This is a genomic window from Clavibacter quasicaliforniensis (assembly GCF_051201715.1).
Taxonomy (GTDB): domain Bacteria; phylum Actinomycetota; class Actinomycetes; order Actinomycetales; family Microbacteriaceae; genus Clavibacter; species Clavibacter seminis.
Window position 1 is genome coordinate 123,562 of the sequence record NZ_CP139624.1, and the last position, 16,309, is coordinate 139,870.

Consider the following 16,309-nt stretch of genomic DNA (forward strand, 5'->3'; position numbering starts at 1 on the left):
CTCGACGGGATCCGCGCCGCCGCGACGGTCGCCTCCGCCTCCGGGTCGGGCGCAGGGGCCCCGGCGACCGCCGGCTTCACCACGCGCCAGGTGCACGCCGGATCCGCGATCGACGGCGACCACGGCGCCCGCGTCTCGCCCGTGCACCTCAGCGCCGGCTTCGTCTTCGACAGCTTCGCCGAGGCCCGCGACCGGTTCGCCGGGGTCGACGAGGGCTACCTCTACACGCGCAACGGCAACCCGACCACCGACGAGGTCGAGCGACGCCTCGCCGAGCTCGAGGGCGGGACCGAGGCGATCCTCCTGGCGAGCGGCCAGGCGGCGACCACGACGGCGCTGCTGGCGATCCTGCAGGCCGGCGACCGGATCCTCTCCTCGGGCAGCATCTACGAGGGCAACCGCGGCCTCTTCCGCCAGAACCTCGGCCGGCTCGGCATCGGGGTCGACTTCGTGGACGACCACCGCGACCTCGACGAGTGGGCCAGCCGGATCACCCCGGAGACGCGCGTGCTGTTCGGCGAGCCCATCCCGAACCCCAAGAACGACCTGCTCGACCTCTCAGGTGTCGCCGACGTCGCGCACCGCCACGGCCTGCCGTTCGTGGTCGACGACACGCTCGCGACCCCGTACCTGCTGCGTCCCATCGAGCACGGCGCCGACGTCGTCGTGCACTCCACGAGCAAGTTCCTCGCGGGCCACGGCTCGGTGCTCGGCGGCGTGGTGGTCGACGGCGGATCCTTCGACTGGGCCGCCCGTCCCGACCTCTTCCCCCATCTGAACCAGCCCGAGCGCTCCTTCGGCGGCGCGAGCTGGGCCGACCGCTTCGGTCGTGGCGCGCTCCTCGCGTACGCCCGCGAGGTCGTGGCCTCACGCTTCGGCCCGACGCCCGCGCCGTTCAGCTCGTTCCTGCTGCGGCAGGGGATCGAGACGCTGTCCCTGCGGGTCGAGCGCCACTCCGCCAACGCGCTCGCGGTGGCGCGGTTCCTGGAGGCGCGGCCCGAGGTGTCGTCGGTGGACTACGCGGGGCTGGAGTCGAGCCCGTCGCACGACCTGGCGCTGAAGTACCTGCCCGACGGCCAGGGATCCGTGTTCTCGTTCACGCTCGCGGGCGGCGAGCCGGCGGCCGAGGCGTTCACGGACGCGGTGCGGCTGTTCAGCCGCATGACCCACCTCGGCGACGTGCGCTCGCTCGTGCTGCACCCGGCGTCCACCACGCACGCCGGCCGCACGCCCGAGGAGCGCGATGCCGCGGGGATCTGGCCGGGGCTCCTGCGCGTGTCCATCGGCATCGAGGACATCGCCGACATCCTGCGCGACCTCGAGCGCGGCCTCGACGCCGCGAGCGCGATCGGACCATGAGGATGGCCCGCCGCCAGCACCTCGGCTGGTTCCTGTCCCGCGGATTCGGCCCGCAGGGCTGGGGCCACCCGTACCGCGAGTGGAACCACGACTGGACCCGGCCCGACCTCTACCAGCAGTCCGCGCGCGAGCTGGAGCAGGCCGGCTTCGAGCTCATCGTGATGGAGGACGCCGTCTCCCTCGGCTCGCCCGAGACGCTCGACCTCCGGGTCCGCGGCGCGTACGGCGGCCCCAAGCACGACCCGCTGCTGCTCGCGCCGTGGCTCTTCGCGGCGACCTCGCGCATCGGTCTCGTGCCGACGATCAACGCCGGGATCACGCCGCCGTACCTCGCGGCCAGGCAGGCGCAGACGCTGCAGCACCTGAGCGCGGGCCGCTTCGGGATCAACCTCGTCACCGACGTCGGCAGCGCCCGGCACGTGGGCCTCCCGCCGCTCTCGCACGACGGCGCGTACGACCGCGCCGACGAGTGGATGGAGGTGGTCCGCCGCCTCTGGCGCAGCTGGGACGGCGGCGCGCTCGTCGAGGATCCGGCCACCGACCGCTTCGCCGACGGATCCCTGCTCGACGCGTTCCAGCACCGCGGCACCCACTTCTCCGTCGACGGGCCGCTCAACGCCCTGCCCTCCGCGTTCGGCGACCCCGTGATCGTCTCGCCCGGCGGATCCCCGCGCGGCCTGTCCTTCGCCGGCACCCAGTCCGACGTGCAGCTCGGCCTCGCGCCCCTCGAGCCGGCGAAGCTCCTCGCCTACCGCGCGAAGGTGCTCGACGCGGCGGCCGCGCACGGTCGCGGGCCGGGCGACATCCGGATCCTGTTCGTCGTGAAGCCCGACATCGTGCCGAGCGAGGAGGAGGCCCGCCGCGTCGTCGACGCGTCGCGCCACCCGACCGACGAGCAGCTGCGGGCGATCGCGCTCGGCTGGTCCAGCGACCTGGAGACCGACCTCACGGGCCTCGACCTCGACCGACCGGTGGACCGCGGCGTCTTCGGCGAGCACGTCTCGCACGGCACCATCGCGGGCCTCTACGGCGGCACCGAGGATGCACCGCTGCGCGAGCTGCTGACGCGGAAGGCGCGCAAGGGCCTCGTGTCCGAGCGGGCCGGGTTCGTGGGCACGGCCGAGGCGTTCGCCGACTTCGTCGAGGAGCTGGGCGACGACGCCGACAACGACGGCCTGCTCCTCTCGGGCGACCTGCACCCGGTCACGCTGCACCGCATGCTCGACGACCTGGTGCCCGTGCTCCGCCGCCGCGGGATCCTCCGCGCCGAGCTGGCGCCGGGCGGCCTGCGAGCGAACCTGTTCGGGTGAGCCGGTAGGCGTGCGTCGCGTCGGACATTGATACTTCTATTAGTACTAAAGTTAATAATTGCAACGAGGGGGAGACGGAAGGGGGCCGCAGGTGTCGTACGTCGAGCTCGTCTGGGATCCGCAGGACTCGGCCCATCTCAGCCGCCGTGATCGCGCGCGGGGCGTCTATCGGGCGTTCGTGCCCGAGGAGCTCCCCACTTCCCTCCCGCAGCTCGGGCGCGAAGCGGAGGATGCCGCGACCGACGCCCTCGCGGTGCTGGCGAGAGCCGACGAGCGGATCGGTCGCCGAGCCGGCTATCTCAACCACCTGCTCATCCGGTCGGAGAGCATCTCCTCGTCGTGGATCGAGGGCAACCGCGTCACACCGAAGCGCCTGGCGATCGCCGAGCTCCTGCAGCAGGGCACTCGGGTCGCCCTCGACGTCATCGCCAACGTGCGGGCCACCGAGGACGCGATCGCCGCCCTCGCGGATCGACAGCGCAGGATCGCCGTCCCTGACTTCGAGGCGCTCCAGCACGTCATCGAACCCTCGCTCGCCGAGGGTATCCGGACGGAGCAGAACTGGGTCGGGGGATCGGGCTGGTCCCCGCTCCGGGCGGACTTCGTGCCGCCGCCGGAGGGCGAGGTCCGTCGGCTCCTCGAGGACCTCGCCCGCTTCTGCACGGCCACGGAGGGGAACCCGGTCGTGCGTGCGGCCATCGCGCACGCCCAGTTCGAGACGATCCACCCCTTCATCGACGGGAACGGCCGCACGGGTCGCGCCCTCATCCACACGGTCCTGCGGCGGGGCGACGCGGTGCGCGACATCCTGATCCCGATCTCGACGGTCCTCTCCGCGGACGCGGACGCCTACATCGCGGGGCTCACCGCCTTCCGGGCGGGCCGCGTCGACGAGTGGGTGCGTGCCTTCGCCGAGGCTGCGGAGCTGGCCGCCGGCACGGCGGTGCGCCTGGCGGAGGACGTCGCGCGCCTCGACCAGGAGAGCGTGGAGCGACTCGTGGAGCATCGGCGCCAGGAGGGCCGGGCTCCTGCGCGTCCTCGAGCGGACGCGGTCGTCCTGCGCATCCTCGGTCGGCTGGCCACCGACCCGGTCCTCACGGAGGAGAGCGCCGCACGCACTCATGGGGTGTCACGAGTTGCCGCGCACCGGGCGCTCACCCAACTGGCGGACGCGGGTGTCCTCGCGCGGAACAAGGACCAGAAGGGGCGCCTCGTCTGCTGGACAGCGGATCGCCATCTCGCGCTCGTCGCCCTCAGCGAGCGGAGCAACAGGGTCGGGGGCGGAGACACAGCGGCGCGGCGTCCTCGACAGGGGCCGCCTGCTCCCGAGATCTCGGTGCTCGGACGGGTCCGGGGGCCCGAGTCCGCGGACGTCTGAGGACTGCCCCGCGGCGGCAGCCCGCCCCTCAGGCCGCGCCCGTGCCCGCGATGTCGCGCAGCCTGCGGCGCACCGCGGCGTGGGAGGCGACGAGGGTCGCGTCGAGGCCGGCCGTGCGCGCATCCGCCCACTCGTCGAAGGCCGCGCGCACCGCGACACCGGCGAGCTCCGTCACGAGGCGGGCCTCCTGCGCCGTGATGCGGCCGCCGAACGCCGTCGTGATCCGCTCGGCCAGCTCCCAGGAGCGCGTCGCGTCGAGGGAGACCGCGGTCGACCGCAGCTGCGGCTCGGCGGCCATAAGGCGGCGCACGCGGAGCTGCTGGTGGGCGATGGCGGAGAGGTCGCCGTCGAGGGTCGCGAGCACCTGCTGATAGACGGCCTCGAGCTGGGGGAGGGGCGCGGATCCGCGGTCGACGTCGGCGAGCCATGCGTCGAGCGGCGAGTCGAACACGGGGTGCAGCGTCAGGACCGACTCCTCCTTGCTCGGGAAGTAGCGGAAGCACGTGCGGTCGGAGACGCCCGCGGCCTGCGCGATGTCGTGGATCGTCGTGGCCGCCATGCCGCGCTGCTCGAAGAGCGCGAGCGCCGCCTCGCTGATCTCGGTGGTCGTCGCCATGCGCCGCCGCTCGCGGAGGCCGGTCGCGCCGCCCGCCGCGCCGCTCGCGCCTGCGCCTGCGCCCTCGGCGTCCGCCGTCTCGCTCACCGTGCCCATGCCGTCATCCTCCTCCCGCGGATCCGACCTGCCGGATCCGCCGTTCGTGTCATAGACTGCCACATGGTCCGAGTCTGACATCTGGATCGTCCCCGCCCCGCAGCGTCGCGTGCGCCCCGCCATCCACTCCCCGGAGACACCCCATGACCACGCCGCCCACCGCCGACACCCGGCGCGACGCCACCCCGCCCGCCGAGGCGACCGTCCCCAGCGCGGCCCGCGCCGCGTCCGACCGCGCCGTCGCCCCCGAGGACGAGCGCCTGCCGCACGGCGCCCCGCTCGTCATCGGCCTGCTGGTCGTCGCGGCGTTCGTCGTGATCCTCAACGAGACGATCATGAGCGTCGCGCTGCCGAGCCTCATGGCCGACCTCGACATCACCACCGCCACCGCGCAGTGGCTCACCACCGGCTTCATGCTGACGATGGCCGTCGTGATCCCCGCGACCGGCTTCATCCTGCAGCGCTTCTCCACGCGCCAGGTGTTCGGCGCCGCCATGACGCTGTTCTCGATCGGCACGCTCATCGCCGCGATCGCGCCCGGCTTCGGGATCCTGCTCGTGGGCCGCATCGTGCAGGCCAGCGGCACGGCGATCATGATGCCGCTGCTGTTCACGACCGTCCTCAACCTCGTGCCCGCCGCGCGTCGTGGCCGCCTCATGGGCGTCATCTCCATCGTGATCGCGGTCGCCCCGGCGATCGGCCCGACGGTCTCCGGCCTCATCCTCAGCTCGCTGTCGTGGCGCTGGATGTTCTGGATCGTGCTGCCCATCGCGCTCGTGGCGCTCACGCTCGGCCTCTGGAAGATCACGAACCTCACGACCCCGCGGAAGCTGCCGTTCGACATCCTCTCCGTGGTGCTCTCCACGCTCGCGTTCGGCGGCCTGATCTTCGGCCTCTCGAGCCTGGGCGAGTCGGCCGAGGGCGACGCGCCCCTGCCGCTGTGGATCCCCATCACCGTCGGCGTGCTCGCGCTCGCCGCGTTCATCACCCGCCAGATCGCGCTGCAGCGCGAGGACCGCGCCCTCATGGACCTGCGCACCTTCCGCAGCCGCCCGTTCGTGGTCGCGATCATCATGGTGAGCGTCAGCATGATGGCGCTGTTCGGCAGCCTCATCGTCCTGCCGCTCTACCTGCAGAACGTGCTGCAGCTCGGCACGCTCGAGACCGGGCTGCTGCTGCTCCCGGGCGGCGCGCTCATGGCGATCCTGTCGCCCATCGTCGGCCGCCTGTTCGACCGCGTCGGCCCGCGCCCGCTCGTGATCCCCGGGGCCATCATCGTGAGCGTCGCCCTCTGGGGCATGACCACGATGCTGCACGAGGGCACGTCGATCGGCTGGGTCATCGCGGTGCACCTGGTGCTCAACGCCGGGCTCGCGTTCATGTTCACGCCGCTGCTCACCTCGGCGCTCGGATCCCTGCCGCCGCGGCTCTACTCGCACGGCAGCGCGACGGTCTCGACGATGCAGCAGCTCGCGGGTGCGGCGGGCACCGCGCTGTTCGTCACGGTGCTCACCACCACGACGGTCGCGGGCCTCGCCGACGGCCAGTCGGAGGTCACGGCCACCGCGGCCGGCGTGCAGGCGGCCTTCATGATCGGCGGCTTCATCTCGCTCGCCGCGATCGTCGCGTCGTTGTTCGTGCGGCGGCCGGCTGAGCCGCTGCCGGAGGGCGTCGCGGCGCACTGAGGCGGGAGTCGGGGGAAGGTTCCGGCGGCAGCCTTCCCTCCGGCGGCTAAGCACGTTAGCTTATAGCTAAGACGATTAGCTGCCCGGGAGGACACCATGAGCGAGACCCTGAAGATCGGCGCGGAGACCCTCGCCTACGACCTGAGCGGCGACGGCCCGCTCGTCGTGCTCGCCCACGGCATGGGCGACAGCCGCCGCTCGCACCGCTTCCTCGTGCCGGGGCTCGTGGCCGCCGGCTACCGGGTGGCGAACGTCGACATCCGCGGCTGCGGGGAGTCGAGCACCGGCTGGGCCGGCTACAGCCGCACCGACATCGCGGGCGACCTCGTCGCGCTGGTGCGGCACCTCGGCGGCCCGGCCGTCGTCGTGGGCCAGTCCATCAGCGGCGGCGCGGCCACCATCGCGGCGGCCGACGCCCCCGACGTCATCTCCGGCGTCGTCGAGCTCGCGCCGTTCACGCGCGCGCAGTCGGCGGACCTCGGCGGCCTCCTGCGCGCGAAGGCCCACCGGGCGGCGACCGTGCAGCTCGCCCGCGTCCTCCTCGCCGGCAGCCTCGCCGGCTGGATGAAGTACCTCGACCTCGCGTTCCCCACCAAGCCCGCCGACTGGGCCGCCGAGAGCGGACGCATCCGCACGGCCCTCGAGCGACCGGAGCGCATGGCCGTGCTGCGGGCGATGGCTAAGACGAGCCCGGCGGACGCGGGCGCGCGGCTCGCCGACGTCCGGTGCCCCGTGCTCGTGATCGAGGGCGGCGCGGATCCCGACTGGGCCGACCCTCGGGCCGAGGGCGAGCGGATCCTCGCCGACCTCCCCGACGGCCTCGGCGAGCTCGCGGTGATCGACGGCGCCGGGCACTACCCGCACGCCGAGACTCCGGATCAGGTGCTGGCCCTCGTGCTGCCGTTCCTCGGCCGCACGCTCGCCGCGACGACCCCGGGCGCCCGTGCCTAGGGCCGGGCTCGACGCCGCGACGGTCACCGAGGCGGGCGCCGCGCTCGCCGACGAGATCGGCCTCGCGGGCCTCAGCATGGGCGCGGTCGCCGAGCGGCTGGGCGTGAAGACGCCGTCGCTCTACAAGCACGTCGCCTCCCTCGCCGACCTCCAGCACCGGATCGCCGTGCTCGCCACCGCCGAGGCGGGCGACGCGATGCGCGACGCGACCCAGGGCCGATCCGGCCAGGAGGCGCTGACCGGCGCCGCGCACGCGCTGCGCGACTACGTGACCGCGCACCCGGGGCGCTACGCGGCGACGGTCGGCGCGCGGTCGACAGGCGACGGGGATCCGCTCGACCCGGCGCGCGCCCGAGCCCTCGATGCCCTGTCCGCCGTGCTGCACGGCTACCGGCTCGGCGAGGCCGATCGGATCCACGCGCTGCGGATGCTGCGGAGCGTGCTGCACGGCTTCGCGACCCTGGAGGTCGCCGACGACTTCCAGATGGCGACCGACATCGACGTGAGCTTCGGGTGGATCGTCGCGTTCCTCGACGGCGGCCTCCGGGCGACGGCCGGCGGCGGGCGCGCGTCGTGAGCGGCGTGCGACCAGGGACGCGGACGGCGGCGCGGCCCGGCACGCGGCCGCCCGGGCACGACCCTCTCGCCGGCGGCCTGCGGTTCCTCGCCGAGCTGATCGCGTGGGTCGCGACCCCATGGGCGCTGTGGCCGCACTCGATCCCGCTGGCCGTCGGCGCCGTCGTCCTGCTGATCGCCCTGCCGGCCATCTTCAGCACCCCCGGCGACCGGCCAGGCGGCGACGGCCCGGTCCCGGCGCCCGGCATCGTGACGATCCTGCTCGTGCTGCTGCAGCTGGTCGCGGCGTCGCTGGCGGCGTGGGCGATCTGGCCGACGTGGATCGCCGTGGCCGTGACGGCGCTGTGCGTCGCGGTGGTGATCACCGAGCAGCCGCGCTGGCGGGCGCTGACGCGACGGAGCTAGCGGGCCGCGGCCTCCGGGCGACGCCACCACCGGAGCAGCGTCGGCGCCGTGGTCAGCACGAGGATCGCGAACAGGGTCTGGTCCACCACGCCCCACACCGAGAGGCCGCCGATCGTCGCGAACACCGTCCAGTTGACCGCGATGTCGGCGACGATCACGGCGATGCCGAGCGCGACCCCGGTGCGGCGCCGTCGGGCCAGCAGGGCGATGACGAGCGGATCCAGCACCGTGAGCGACAGCCAGAAGGCGCGGAGCGCGAGCGGGAAGCCGGCGTAGACGTCCGCCCCGCCGATCACGATGTCGAGGACGTGGGTGGTGGTGCCGATGCCGAAGCCCGCGATCCAGAGGATCCGGACGATCCGCGGCCCGCGCTCGGGATCGCGGCGGCGCACGTCGCCCACCTCAGCCCCAGCTCGCGGAGCCCGGCGGGACCGCGGCCCGGGTGCCCCCGCGCCAGCGCGCGATCGACTGCTCCACGTACTCGCCGACGAGGGCGGGCAGGTCGAGGCTCGGGTTGTGGATCCACTGGATCTCGAGCCCGTCGAGGATCGCCAGGAAGCACGCGGCCTCGTAGTCGAGCGTCGCGTCGTCCATCGCCGGCACCTGCCCGAGGGTGACGGCCTCGCCGATGCGGCGGCGGATCTGCGCGATCGTGCGCGCATAGCGGCCGCGCATGTACGCGTGCGCCGGATGCGTCGCGTCGCTGGTCTCGGTCGCGAAGGTCAGGTACAGCTCGAGGAAGCCGCGGTGCTCCACGTGGTACCGCATCAGGTCGACGAAGGCGCGGAGCGCGGGGAGGCCCGGGGCGGCCTCGGAGACGAACGGCTGCTGCCGGTCCCACTGCCGCAGCACCTCCGTCAGCAGCTCCTCCTTGCGGAAGTAGCGGAGCACGGCCGCGGGCGATACTCCCACCTCGTCGGCGATCTCCTTGATGGTGGCGGCACCGTAGCCGCGAACACCGAACACGCGTACAGCTGCGGCGACGATCTCCGCGCGCCGGCGGACGCCCGTGGAGTAGAGGCCGCGAGCCGTCGATCCCGGGGGCTCGCCCGGGCCCGAATCCGTGCTCGGATCCGCACCAGTGCGCGGAAAGTTTTCCGTCGTGACCGAGGATGCGCGGCGTCGCGGGGCGGCGCTCCTCGACTCGGTCACGATGCACATCCTCCCTCTTGTGCGTCCATGGGCCCGGACGTACAGTGACTCAACCGTAAACGAAGCGTCAGTATTCGTTCCGCGGTGATCATTGCTAGGGACGAGGGCGTCGTGGGCGAAGAGGTGTTCGGTGTGGGCCTTGTCGGGGCCGGGCCGGTCGGGCAGGCCATCCACCTGCCGACCCTGGCGCGTATGGCGGACCGGTTCCGCGTCGTCCACGTGATGGACGTCGACGCGGACGTCGCGGAGCGGGTCGCCGCACGGGCCGGTGCCCGGCACTCGACCGACGCGGACGCGCTCATCCAGGATCCGGCCGTCGACGTCGTCGTCATCGGCAGCCCGAACCGCTTCCACGCCGAGCAGGTGATCGCCGCGTGCCGCGCCGGCAAGCGCGCCGTGCTCTGCGAGAAGCCGCTCGCCGTCTCCGCCGCGGAGGGCCGGGCCATCGCCCACGCGTCCGCCGAGCACGGCGTGCCCGTCATCGTCGGCACCATGCACGCCTTCGACCCCGCGTGGATCGCCGCGGCCGACGCCTGGGACGCCTCCGGCCGCGCGCCCCACACCGTCCGCATCTCGGCCGTCATCCCGCCGAACCCCGACTCCGAGGACTCCGCCACCGAGATCGTCGGCCGCCCGGCGCCCCGCGTCGCGGGCGAGCCGGACCTCGAGGCGCAGGCGCTCGCGGTCACCGGCGGCGTGCTCGGCCTCGCGATCCACGACCTCCCGCTCGCGCGCCGCCTCCTGCCCGACGCTCGCCCGCGCGTGCTCAGCGCGCGCGCCCTCCGGCCGTGGGGCTACGAGATCGTCGCGATGGTGGGCGAGAGCGTGCTCGAGATCCACGGCATCGGCGGTGCATCGTGGGATCCCGAGTGGACGCTCGACGCCGTCGCGCGCGACCGCTCCCTGCACCTCGACTTCTCGCTCTCCTACGTGCACGCCGGATCCAGCACCGCCACCCTCACGGACACCCGCGGCACCACCGGCTGGGGCCCCTACCCGGACAACGGCTACGTCGGCGAGTGGGAGCACGTGCACGACGTGATCACGGACCGGGCGGCGCCGGTGCCGATGGAGGCGCAGCTCGCCGACCTCGACCTCGCGACCGACATCGCGGAGCAGAGCGCGGCGATCATCCGCTCGGGCGGCGCCGTCCCCGCGGCGACGACCGTCGACGCACCCCGGACGGAGGTCGCGGCATGAGCGCCCTCACCCTCCGCATCGACGCCGGCGGCTCGGCGACCCACGCGCACGCGGCCGTCGCCACCCTCGCCTCCCTGCCCGAGTCCTTCCGACGCACCGACGACGCGGGAGACGTGGTCGTGGTCGCCGGCGGCGCGGGCTGGGCCGTCCGCGCGACGGCAGCCGCCCGATCCGGCGCCCGCGCCCTGCTCGTGCTCGACCCCGGTCCCGCATCCGACGCCGAGCTCGCGGATCTGGCCGAAGCCGGCGTCCCGGTGGTTCTCGACGTGCCGTGGCGGCACGACGAGGCCGTGCGGAGGGTCGCCCCGCGGATCCACCGCCTCGCCGCCCCCGGCGCCCTGTTCGAGGCGCGCGCCACCGTCGCGTCGACCGACGACCTCGCAGGCTCCGCCCGCGCGCTGGCCCTCACCGCGCAGGTGCTCGTCGGATCCCCGCTCACCGAGCTTGCGCCCCTCGCGGAGACGCCCGACCACTACATGCTCTCGGGCCAGACCGCCTCGGGCGTGCACGTGATCGTCAGCGCGGTCGTCACCGCCCACGCCCACGCGTGCGCGACCTTCCGGCTCGTCGTCGGCGACCGCGCCGCGCACGTCACCCTCCCCGCACCCGGCACGGCAGCACCCGGGCGCGCGAGCGTCACGGACGCCGCCGGCCGCGAGGACCTCCCCGTCGTCTTCGAGTCCGGCCACCGCACCGCGATGCGCCTCGCCCGCGACGGCGCCCACGGCCGGCAGGTGCCCGACGACGTCGCCGACCTCCGCTCGCTCCTCTCCGCAGCGCCCGCGCTCGCCGCCGACGCGCGCCCCTAGACCCAGCCCCTTCCCTTCCACCACACACAGCACCACCGGACAACGGAGTCAGAAATGCCACAGCAGTCATCCAGCGCCTTCGGCAACGGCCTCACCCGACGATCCCTCCTGAGCGCGGGCGTCGGCGCCGCGGCGGTCGGCCTCCTCGCCGCCTGCAGCGGCGGCGGCGGAGGCGCGAGCGGCGCCGCCGGCGACCTCAAGTTCTGGAACATGCCCTGGGGAGCGCCCGCGTTCCTCACCGAGGACAAGGTGATCTCCGCCGCCTACAAGCCCGCGAGCGGGTTCGGCAAGGTCAGCTACCAGCAGGTCCAGTGGGCCAACTTCACACAGACCTTCTCGACCGCGGTCGCCGCCAACAACGGCCCCGCCGTGAGCTCGGGCGGTGGCACGACGGCGTTCCTCTTCGAGTCGCAGGGCAAGATCGCGTACGCCGACGACCTCATCGAGACGTGGAAGGGCAACGGGATCTACGACGACTTCCTCCCCGGCCTCGTCGACACCCTGAAGACGGCCAACGGCTACGCGGCCGTCCCGTACAACCTCGACATGCGCATGTACTGGTACCGCAAGGACCTGCTCGAGAAGGCCGGCGCCGACGTGCCGACCGACTGGGACAGCTACGAGGCCGCGTGCGCCGCCCTCAAGAAGATCGGCGTCTACGGATACGGCACCCGCTCGGGCGCCGGCGCGTTCACCGGCTTCCACCAGATCGTCGCCCACATGATCAACAACGGCGGCGGCCTCTTCGACGCCGACCAAAACCCGGACGTCGTCACGGACAAGAACATCGAGGCCGTCGAGTGGGTGCTCGGCATGGTGAAGAACGGCTACGTGGATCCCCGCAGCGCCACCTACACCTCCGACAACGCGTACCAGCAGATGGATGCCGGCACCTTCGGCATGTTCTGGGACGGCGCGGGGGCCACGGCCAACGTGACGCCCGAGACGGCGGCGCAGATGGTGGTGGGCGACCCGCTCGTGGGCCCCGGCGGCGAGAAGGGCGCGCTCTACTTCCCGAACAACATCATGATGTACAAGTCGACGCCCAGCCAGGAGAACAGCGAGGCGTTCCTCACGTACTACTACCAGAACATGAAGTCGCTCTGGACGAAGCAGACGGGCATCGGCCTTCCGCCGCTGAAGTCCATCGCCGACGAGGCCTACGCCGACGACCCGAACACCACGAAGATCCTCAACGACTGGCAGCCCATCTCGAAGACCTGGGGTGCTCCGGGCTCGAACACGGTGTTCCAGAACGTGACCAAGGTCGACGGCACGCAGCCGACGATCTCGTTCGCGCAGGCGGTCCTCGGTGGCACGGTCACCGCGAAGGCCTCCCTCGAGACCCTGCAGAAGGAGCTGGAGGCCGGCGCGTGACCCGCGTCGTCCCCCGGGCCGTGACGTGGACGGGATGATCTGATGGCCGTCGACACCCGCGACACCCGCGTCGCGGACAAGATCGGGCTGGCCCGCCGCGGCGTCGGCGTGGCCGGCCCCGGTCGGCCGCCGAGCGCGCCGCGGAAGGGCCGCGGGAAGACGCCGCTCGGCCGTGCGGGGAAGACGCTGGCGCTGTTCGCGCTGCCGTCCCTCCTCCTGCTCGTGTTGCTCAACGTCTACCCGGTCGTGTACTCGTTCCTGCAGTCCCTCCAGCAGGGCACGCCGTCGACGCTGCCGTGGCAGACGCCGTTCGTCGGGTTCGAGAACTACGCGAACGTGCTCACCTCGGAGTCGTTCCGCAACGCGACCACGTTCACGATCGTCTTCACGGTCGTGGGCGTGTTCGGGTCGTGGATCGTGGGGCTCGCGCTCGCCCTGCTGCTGCGCACCCGGATCCCCGCCAACGGGTTCTTCAAGGTGCTGCTGCTCCTGCCATGGATCGTCCCGGTGGTCGTCTCGGCGACCTCGTGGAACTGGCTCGTGGCGACGCCGCAGAGCCCGGTGCCGATCATCCTGGAGAGGCTGGGATTCCCCGACGCGAACTTCCTCGGCGATCCGGTCCTCGCGCAGGTCGTGGTCTGCGTCTTCAAGGTCTGGATCAGCTTCCCGTTCATGCTGATGATGATGTCCTCGGCGCTCGCGTCGGTGGACACCAACGTCTACGAGGCGGCGAAGATGGACGGCGCGAGCGCCTGGCAGGCGTTCCGCGGCGTGACCCTCCCGATCATCTCCCGCACCACGTACATCAGCTGGGTGCTGATGACGATCTTCTGCGTCAACGACTTCCCGACGATCTTCCTGCTCACGCAGGGCGGTCCCGTGAACGCGACGACGTCGCTGATCGTGCTGGCATATCAGCAGGCGTTCCAGAACCTGCAGACCGGCCCGGCGACCGCGGTGGCCTTCATGATGACGGCTGTGCTCGTCATCGTGTCGACGCTGCTGTACCGGCAGATCAAGAAGGCGGACATCGAATGAGCCAGGCACTCGCCGTCGGCGGCGCCACCTCGGCGACCCTCGGGGACGTCAAGCGGACCTCCGCGAAGCAGCGCGAGCAGAAGGGCCAGTGGTGGCGCTTCCTGCTCATCGCGGTCATCACGCTCGTGGTGATCACGCCCATCCTCGCGGTGCTGTTCCTCTCCACCCAGCCGGGGCAGAACTCGACGGCCACCGGATTCACGCTGGAGAACTTCCAGCGCGTGCTCGGCGGCACCGACGTGATGATCTGGCTCGGCAACAGCCTGATCGTCGCGCTCGTGACCGTGCTCGTCTCGGTCGTGATCGCGGCGCCGGCCGGGTACGTGCTCAGCCGCTCGCGGTCGAAGCTCGTCTCCGGGTACTCGCTCGTGCTGTTCGTGGTGCAGGCCCTGCCGGTGGTGACCGCGGCGATCCCGCTGTTCATCACGTTCTCGGCCATGGGCCTCATCAACACGCTGCAGGGCGTGGCGATCATCTACATCGGGTCGACCATGTCGGTCGCGATCTGGATGATGGCGGCCTACATCGACTCCATCCCCATCACCCTCGAGGAGGCGGCCTGGATGGACGGCGCGAGCGTGTTCAGCGGGTTCATCCACGTGGTGCTGCGGAACTCCCTGCCGGGCATCCTCTCGACCGCGATCTTCTCGTTCCTGCTGGCCTGGAACGACTACCTGATCGCGCTCCTGTTCCTGCAGGACTTCACGAAGTACACCCTCCCCATCGGCCTCAACACGTTCTTCCAGCAGAACGCGGCCGACTGGGGCTCGGTGATGGCGGTCGCGGTCATCATGATGCTGCCGCCCGTGCTGATCTTCGCCCTGCTGAACAAGTACTTCAGCGTCGGCGGGATCGGCGGGTCGCTCGCCGGGAGGTGAGGCGGCCGCGCGGCGGCCGCGGTGCGGGTGAGGCTGCGCCCGAGACGAGAGCCCGCTCCGGGATCCGCATGGATTCGGGGGCGGGCTCTCGTCGTGCGCGGGGCGATCCGGTGCGGGCGCTGCCCGTGGCGCATTCTCGAATGCGAGGAGAGGATGTCGACACCGAGGATGTGAACGGAATGCGTCGAATGGGGGTGGATTCGTCGAATGAGCGATCCGAATCGCTCCCGGAGGGCGCCCTGTGAATTCCGGAGGGCGTCGCGGGCTGATTCCCACCCCCATTGTGGGACTTATTCGAATGGGCTCACGTCCGATTCACTGGGATCACCCACCCACCACCCGAACGGCGATCGCGTCCGATTCCCCCGGACGTCCCTCCCCTCCTCCACGCGCGAGCACCCGAGAGCTCGCGCGGGTCTCCGGCGTGCGACGGATCCGGCTCGTCGAGGTAGTCGACGCGCCCGCGGATCCGCGCGCTGTCGGGGATGCAAGGCGATCGACGCCGCACGTCGCGTCGGTCGCCCCGCGTGCGGGCGGAGCCGCGCCGACCGGTCCGCGTCACCGAGAGACAGGAAATCCCGCGCATGGCACTCCTCACCGGTCGCCGAGCCATCCTCATGTACACCGGCCGGAAGGACGGCCTGGGCAACCGCGTGCGCGCGCTGCTGTCGGCGCAGGTCCTCGCGCAGGAGGAGGACCGCGATCTGCATTACGTGTGGAGCGCGGATCGGCATTTCGGGCCGCGCATGGACCAGCTCTGGGAATTCGGCGCCGCACGGCGGGTCCCGCGATCCGCCGCACGCGCGCTCAGCGCGTTCGTCCCTTACCGCGGGACCGACTTCTCGGTGATCACCGACGAGGACCGGGCCGCGCGCCTGTGGCATGTCCGCTCGCACGGGCTGGAGATCGGCACGCCCGACGCGGTGCCGCGGTGGCACGAGGCGTTCCGCGCCCTGGAGCCGGTGCCGGAGATCGCCGACCGCATCCGCTCGGTGTTCGAGGCGGAGCTGCGGGGCCGGCCGTACGTCGGCGTCCAGGTCCGCACCCACGCCGTGTCCCACGCCAAGACGACCCGGTCCTCGCCCGTCGAGTGGTTCGCGGCGCGCATGCACGAGATCCGGGCGGAGCAGCCGGACACGCGCTTCTTCCTCTCCTGCGACACCGCCGAGGCGCAGGGCCGCCTGATGCGGGAGTTCCCCGGGTCCGTCGCGCTCGACCAGAAGGGCGGGTACAACACGGTCGAGGGGGTGCGCTCCTCGATCGTGGACCTCTACCTCCTGGCCGCGGCGCAGCACCTCGTGGGCGCCTCCCACTCCAGCTTCGTCGAGATGGCGATGTTCCTGAACGGCGGGATCGTGCCCTTCGAGCGGCCGACCCAGCCGCTCGACGGACTCGTCGACCTGTCGCTGGGAGAGGTCGAGGATCCGCTCCGCCCGTCGGCACGGCTCGCCCTCGACCTCCGCTGAGCGCGCGGCGGGC

General features: G+C 72.3%; 16 protein-coding genes. 13 read left to right on the forward strand and 3 right to left on the reverse strand.

Annotated features, from left to right (window positions below; genetic code table 11):
- Positions 1-90 precede the first annotated feature (90 nt).
- The 3 genes from NL142_RS00610 to NL142_RS00620 all read left to right on the forward strand — a co-directional run bounded on the left by NL142_RS00610 (position 91) and on the right by NL142_RS00620 (position 4,047).
- Entirely contained in the window at positions 91-1,359 is a 1,269-nt protein-coding gene (locus NL142_RS00610; protein WP_435081612.1) for an O-acetylhomoserine aminocarboxypropyltransferase/cysteine synthase family protein, read from the forward strand.
- Between the two features lie 2 nt (positions 1,360-1,361).
- Entirely contained in the window at positions 1,362-2,669 is a 1,308-nt protein-coding gene (locus NL142_RS00615; protein WP_435081613.1) for an LLM class flavin-dependent oxidoreductase, read from the forward strand.
- A gap of 91 nt (positions 2,670-2,760) precedes the next feature.
- A complete protein-coding gene (locus tag NL142_RS00620; protein WP_435080534.1) occupies positions 2,761-4,047 on the forward strand; it encodes a Fic family protein in 1,287 nt (428 codons plus the stop codon).
- 28 nt (positions 4,048-4,075) lie between these two features.
- Here the strand turns inward: NL142_RS00620 and NL142_RS00625 are convergent, their stop codons facing one another.
- Positions 4,076-4,759 carry a TetR/AcrR family transcriptional regulator gene (locus NL142_RS00625; protein WP_435080535.1) on the reverse strand — a complete coding sequence of 228 codons (684 nt, stop codon included), beginning with the start codon at positions 4,757-4,759 and terminating at the stop codon, positions 4,076-4,078.
- A 143-nt stretch (positions 4,760-4,902) separates the two neighbouring features.
- Here NL142_RS00625 and NL142_RS00630 point away from each other — a divergent pair, with 143 nt between their 5' ends.
- The 4 genes from NL142_RS00630 (at position 4,903) to NL142_RS00645 (ending at position 8,376) form a co-directional block, all read left to right on the forward strand.
- On the forward strand, positions 4,903-6,444 hold the full coding sequence (locus tag NL142_RS00630) for a DHA2 family efflux MFS transporter permease subunit (protein WP_435080536.1): 1,542 nt from the start codon (positions 4,903-4,905) through the stop codon (positions 6,442-6,444).
- A 96-nt stretch (positions 6,445-6,540) separates the two neighbouring features.
- Positions 6,541-7,395: an alpha/beta fold hydrolase gene (locus NL142_RS00635; RefSeq protein ID WP_435080537.1), complete on the forward strand. Its 855-nt coding sequence runs from the start codon at positions 6,541-6,543 to the stop codon at positions 7,393-7,395.
- Entirely contained in the window at positions 7,388-7,972 is a 585-nt protein-coding gene (locus NL142_RS00640) for a TetR/AcrR family transcriptional regulator (RefSeq protein ID WP_435080538.1), read from the forward strand. The genes NL142_RS00635 and NL142_RS00640 overlap by 8 nt, the downstream gene beginning before the upstream one ends.
- A complete protein-coding gene (locus NL142_RS00645; protein WP_435080539.1) occupies positions 7,969-8,376 on the forward strand; it encodes a hypothetical protein in 408 nt (135 codons plus the stop codon). Before NL142_RS00640 ends, NL142_RS00645 begins: the two co-directional genes overlap by 4 nt.
- On the opposite strand, the gene NL142_RS00650 is transcribed toward NL142_RS00645, so the two are convergent.
- Together NL142_RS00650 and NL142_RS00655 are read right to left on the reverse strand one after the other, a co-directional pair.
- Positions 8,373-8,768 carry a hypothetical protein gene (locus NL142_RS00650; RefSeq protein WP_011931412.1) on the reverse strand — a complete coding sequence of 132 codons (396 nt, stop codon included), beginning with the start codon at positions 8,766-8,768 and terminating at the stop codon, positions 8,373-8,375. The two genes, NL142_RS00645 and NL142_RS00650, sit on opposite strands and share 4 nt — an antisense overlap.
- A gap of 10 nt (positions 8,769-8,778) precedes the next feature.
- Positions 8,779-9,363 (reverse strand): TetR/AcrR family transcriptional regulator, encoded by a 585-nt coding sequence (locus NL142_RS00655; protein ID WP_435081614.1) that lies wholly within the window; start codon positions 9,361-9,363, stop codon positions 8,779-8,781.
- A gap of 276 nt (positions 9,364-9,639) precedes the next feature.
- Here NL142_RS00655 and NL142_RS00660 point away from each other — a divergent pair, with 276 nt between their 5' ends.
- From NL142_RS00660 to NL142_RS00685, 6 genes are all read left to right on the forward strand, one after another.
- A complete protein-coding gene (locus NL142_RS00660; protein WP_435081615.1) occupies positions 9,640-10,728 on the forward strand; it encodes a Gfo/Idh/MocA family protein in 1,089 nt (362 codons plus the stop codon).
- On the forward strand, positions 10,725-11,537 hold the full coding sequence (locus NL142_RS00665) for a hypothetical protein (RefSeq protein WP_435080541.1): 813 nt from the start codon (positions 10,725-10,727) through the stop codon (positions 11,535-11,537). The genes NL142_RS00660 and NL142_RS00665 overlap by 4 nt, the downstream gene beginning before the upstream one ends.
- 54 nt (positions 11,538-11,591) lie before the next feature.
- Positions 11,592-12,914 (forward strand): ABC transporter substrate-binding protein, encoded by a 1,323-nt coding sequence (locus NL142_RS00670; RefSeq protein ID WP_194683820.1) that lies wholly within the window; start codon positions 11,592-11,594, stop codon positions 12,912-12,914.
- Between the two features lie 42 nt (positions 12,915-12,956).
- The gene (locus NL142_RS00675; protein ID WP_194683819.1) at positions 12,957-13,952 is read left to right on the forward strand and encodes a carbohydrate ABC transporter permease; all 996 of its coding nucleotides are present in this window, start codon (positions 12,957-12,959) and stop codon (positions 13,950-13,952) included.
- On the forward strand, positions 13,949-14,830 hold the full coding sequence (locus NL142_RS00680; protein WP_194683818.1) for a carbohydrate ABC transporter permease: 882 nt from the start codon (positions 13,949-13,951) through the stop codon (positions 14,828-14,830). The genes NL142_RS00675 and NL142_RS00680 overlap by 4 nt, the downstream gene beginning before the upstream one ends.
- A gap of 584 nt (positions 14,831-15,414) precedes the next feature.
- A complete protein-coding gene (locus NL142_RS00685; RefSeq protein WP_435080542.1) occupies positions 15,415-16,296 on the forward strand; it encodes an O-fucosyltransferase family protein in 882 nt (293 codons plus the stop codon).
- The last annotated feature ends 13 nt before the right edge of the window (positions 16,297-16,309 follow it).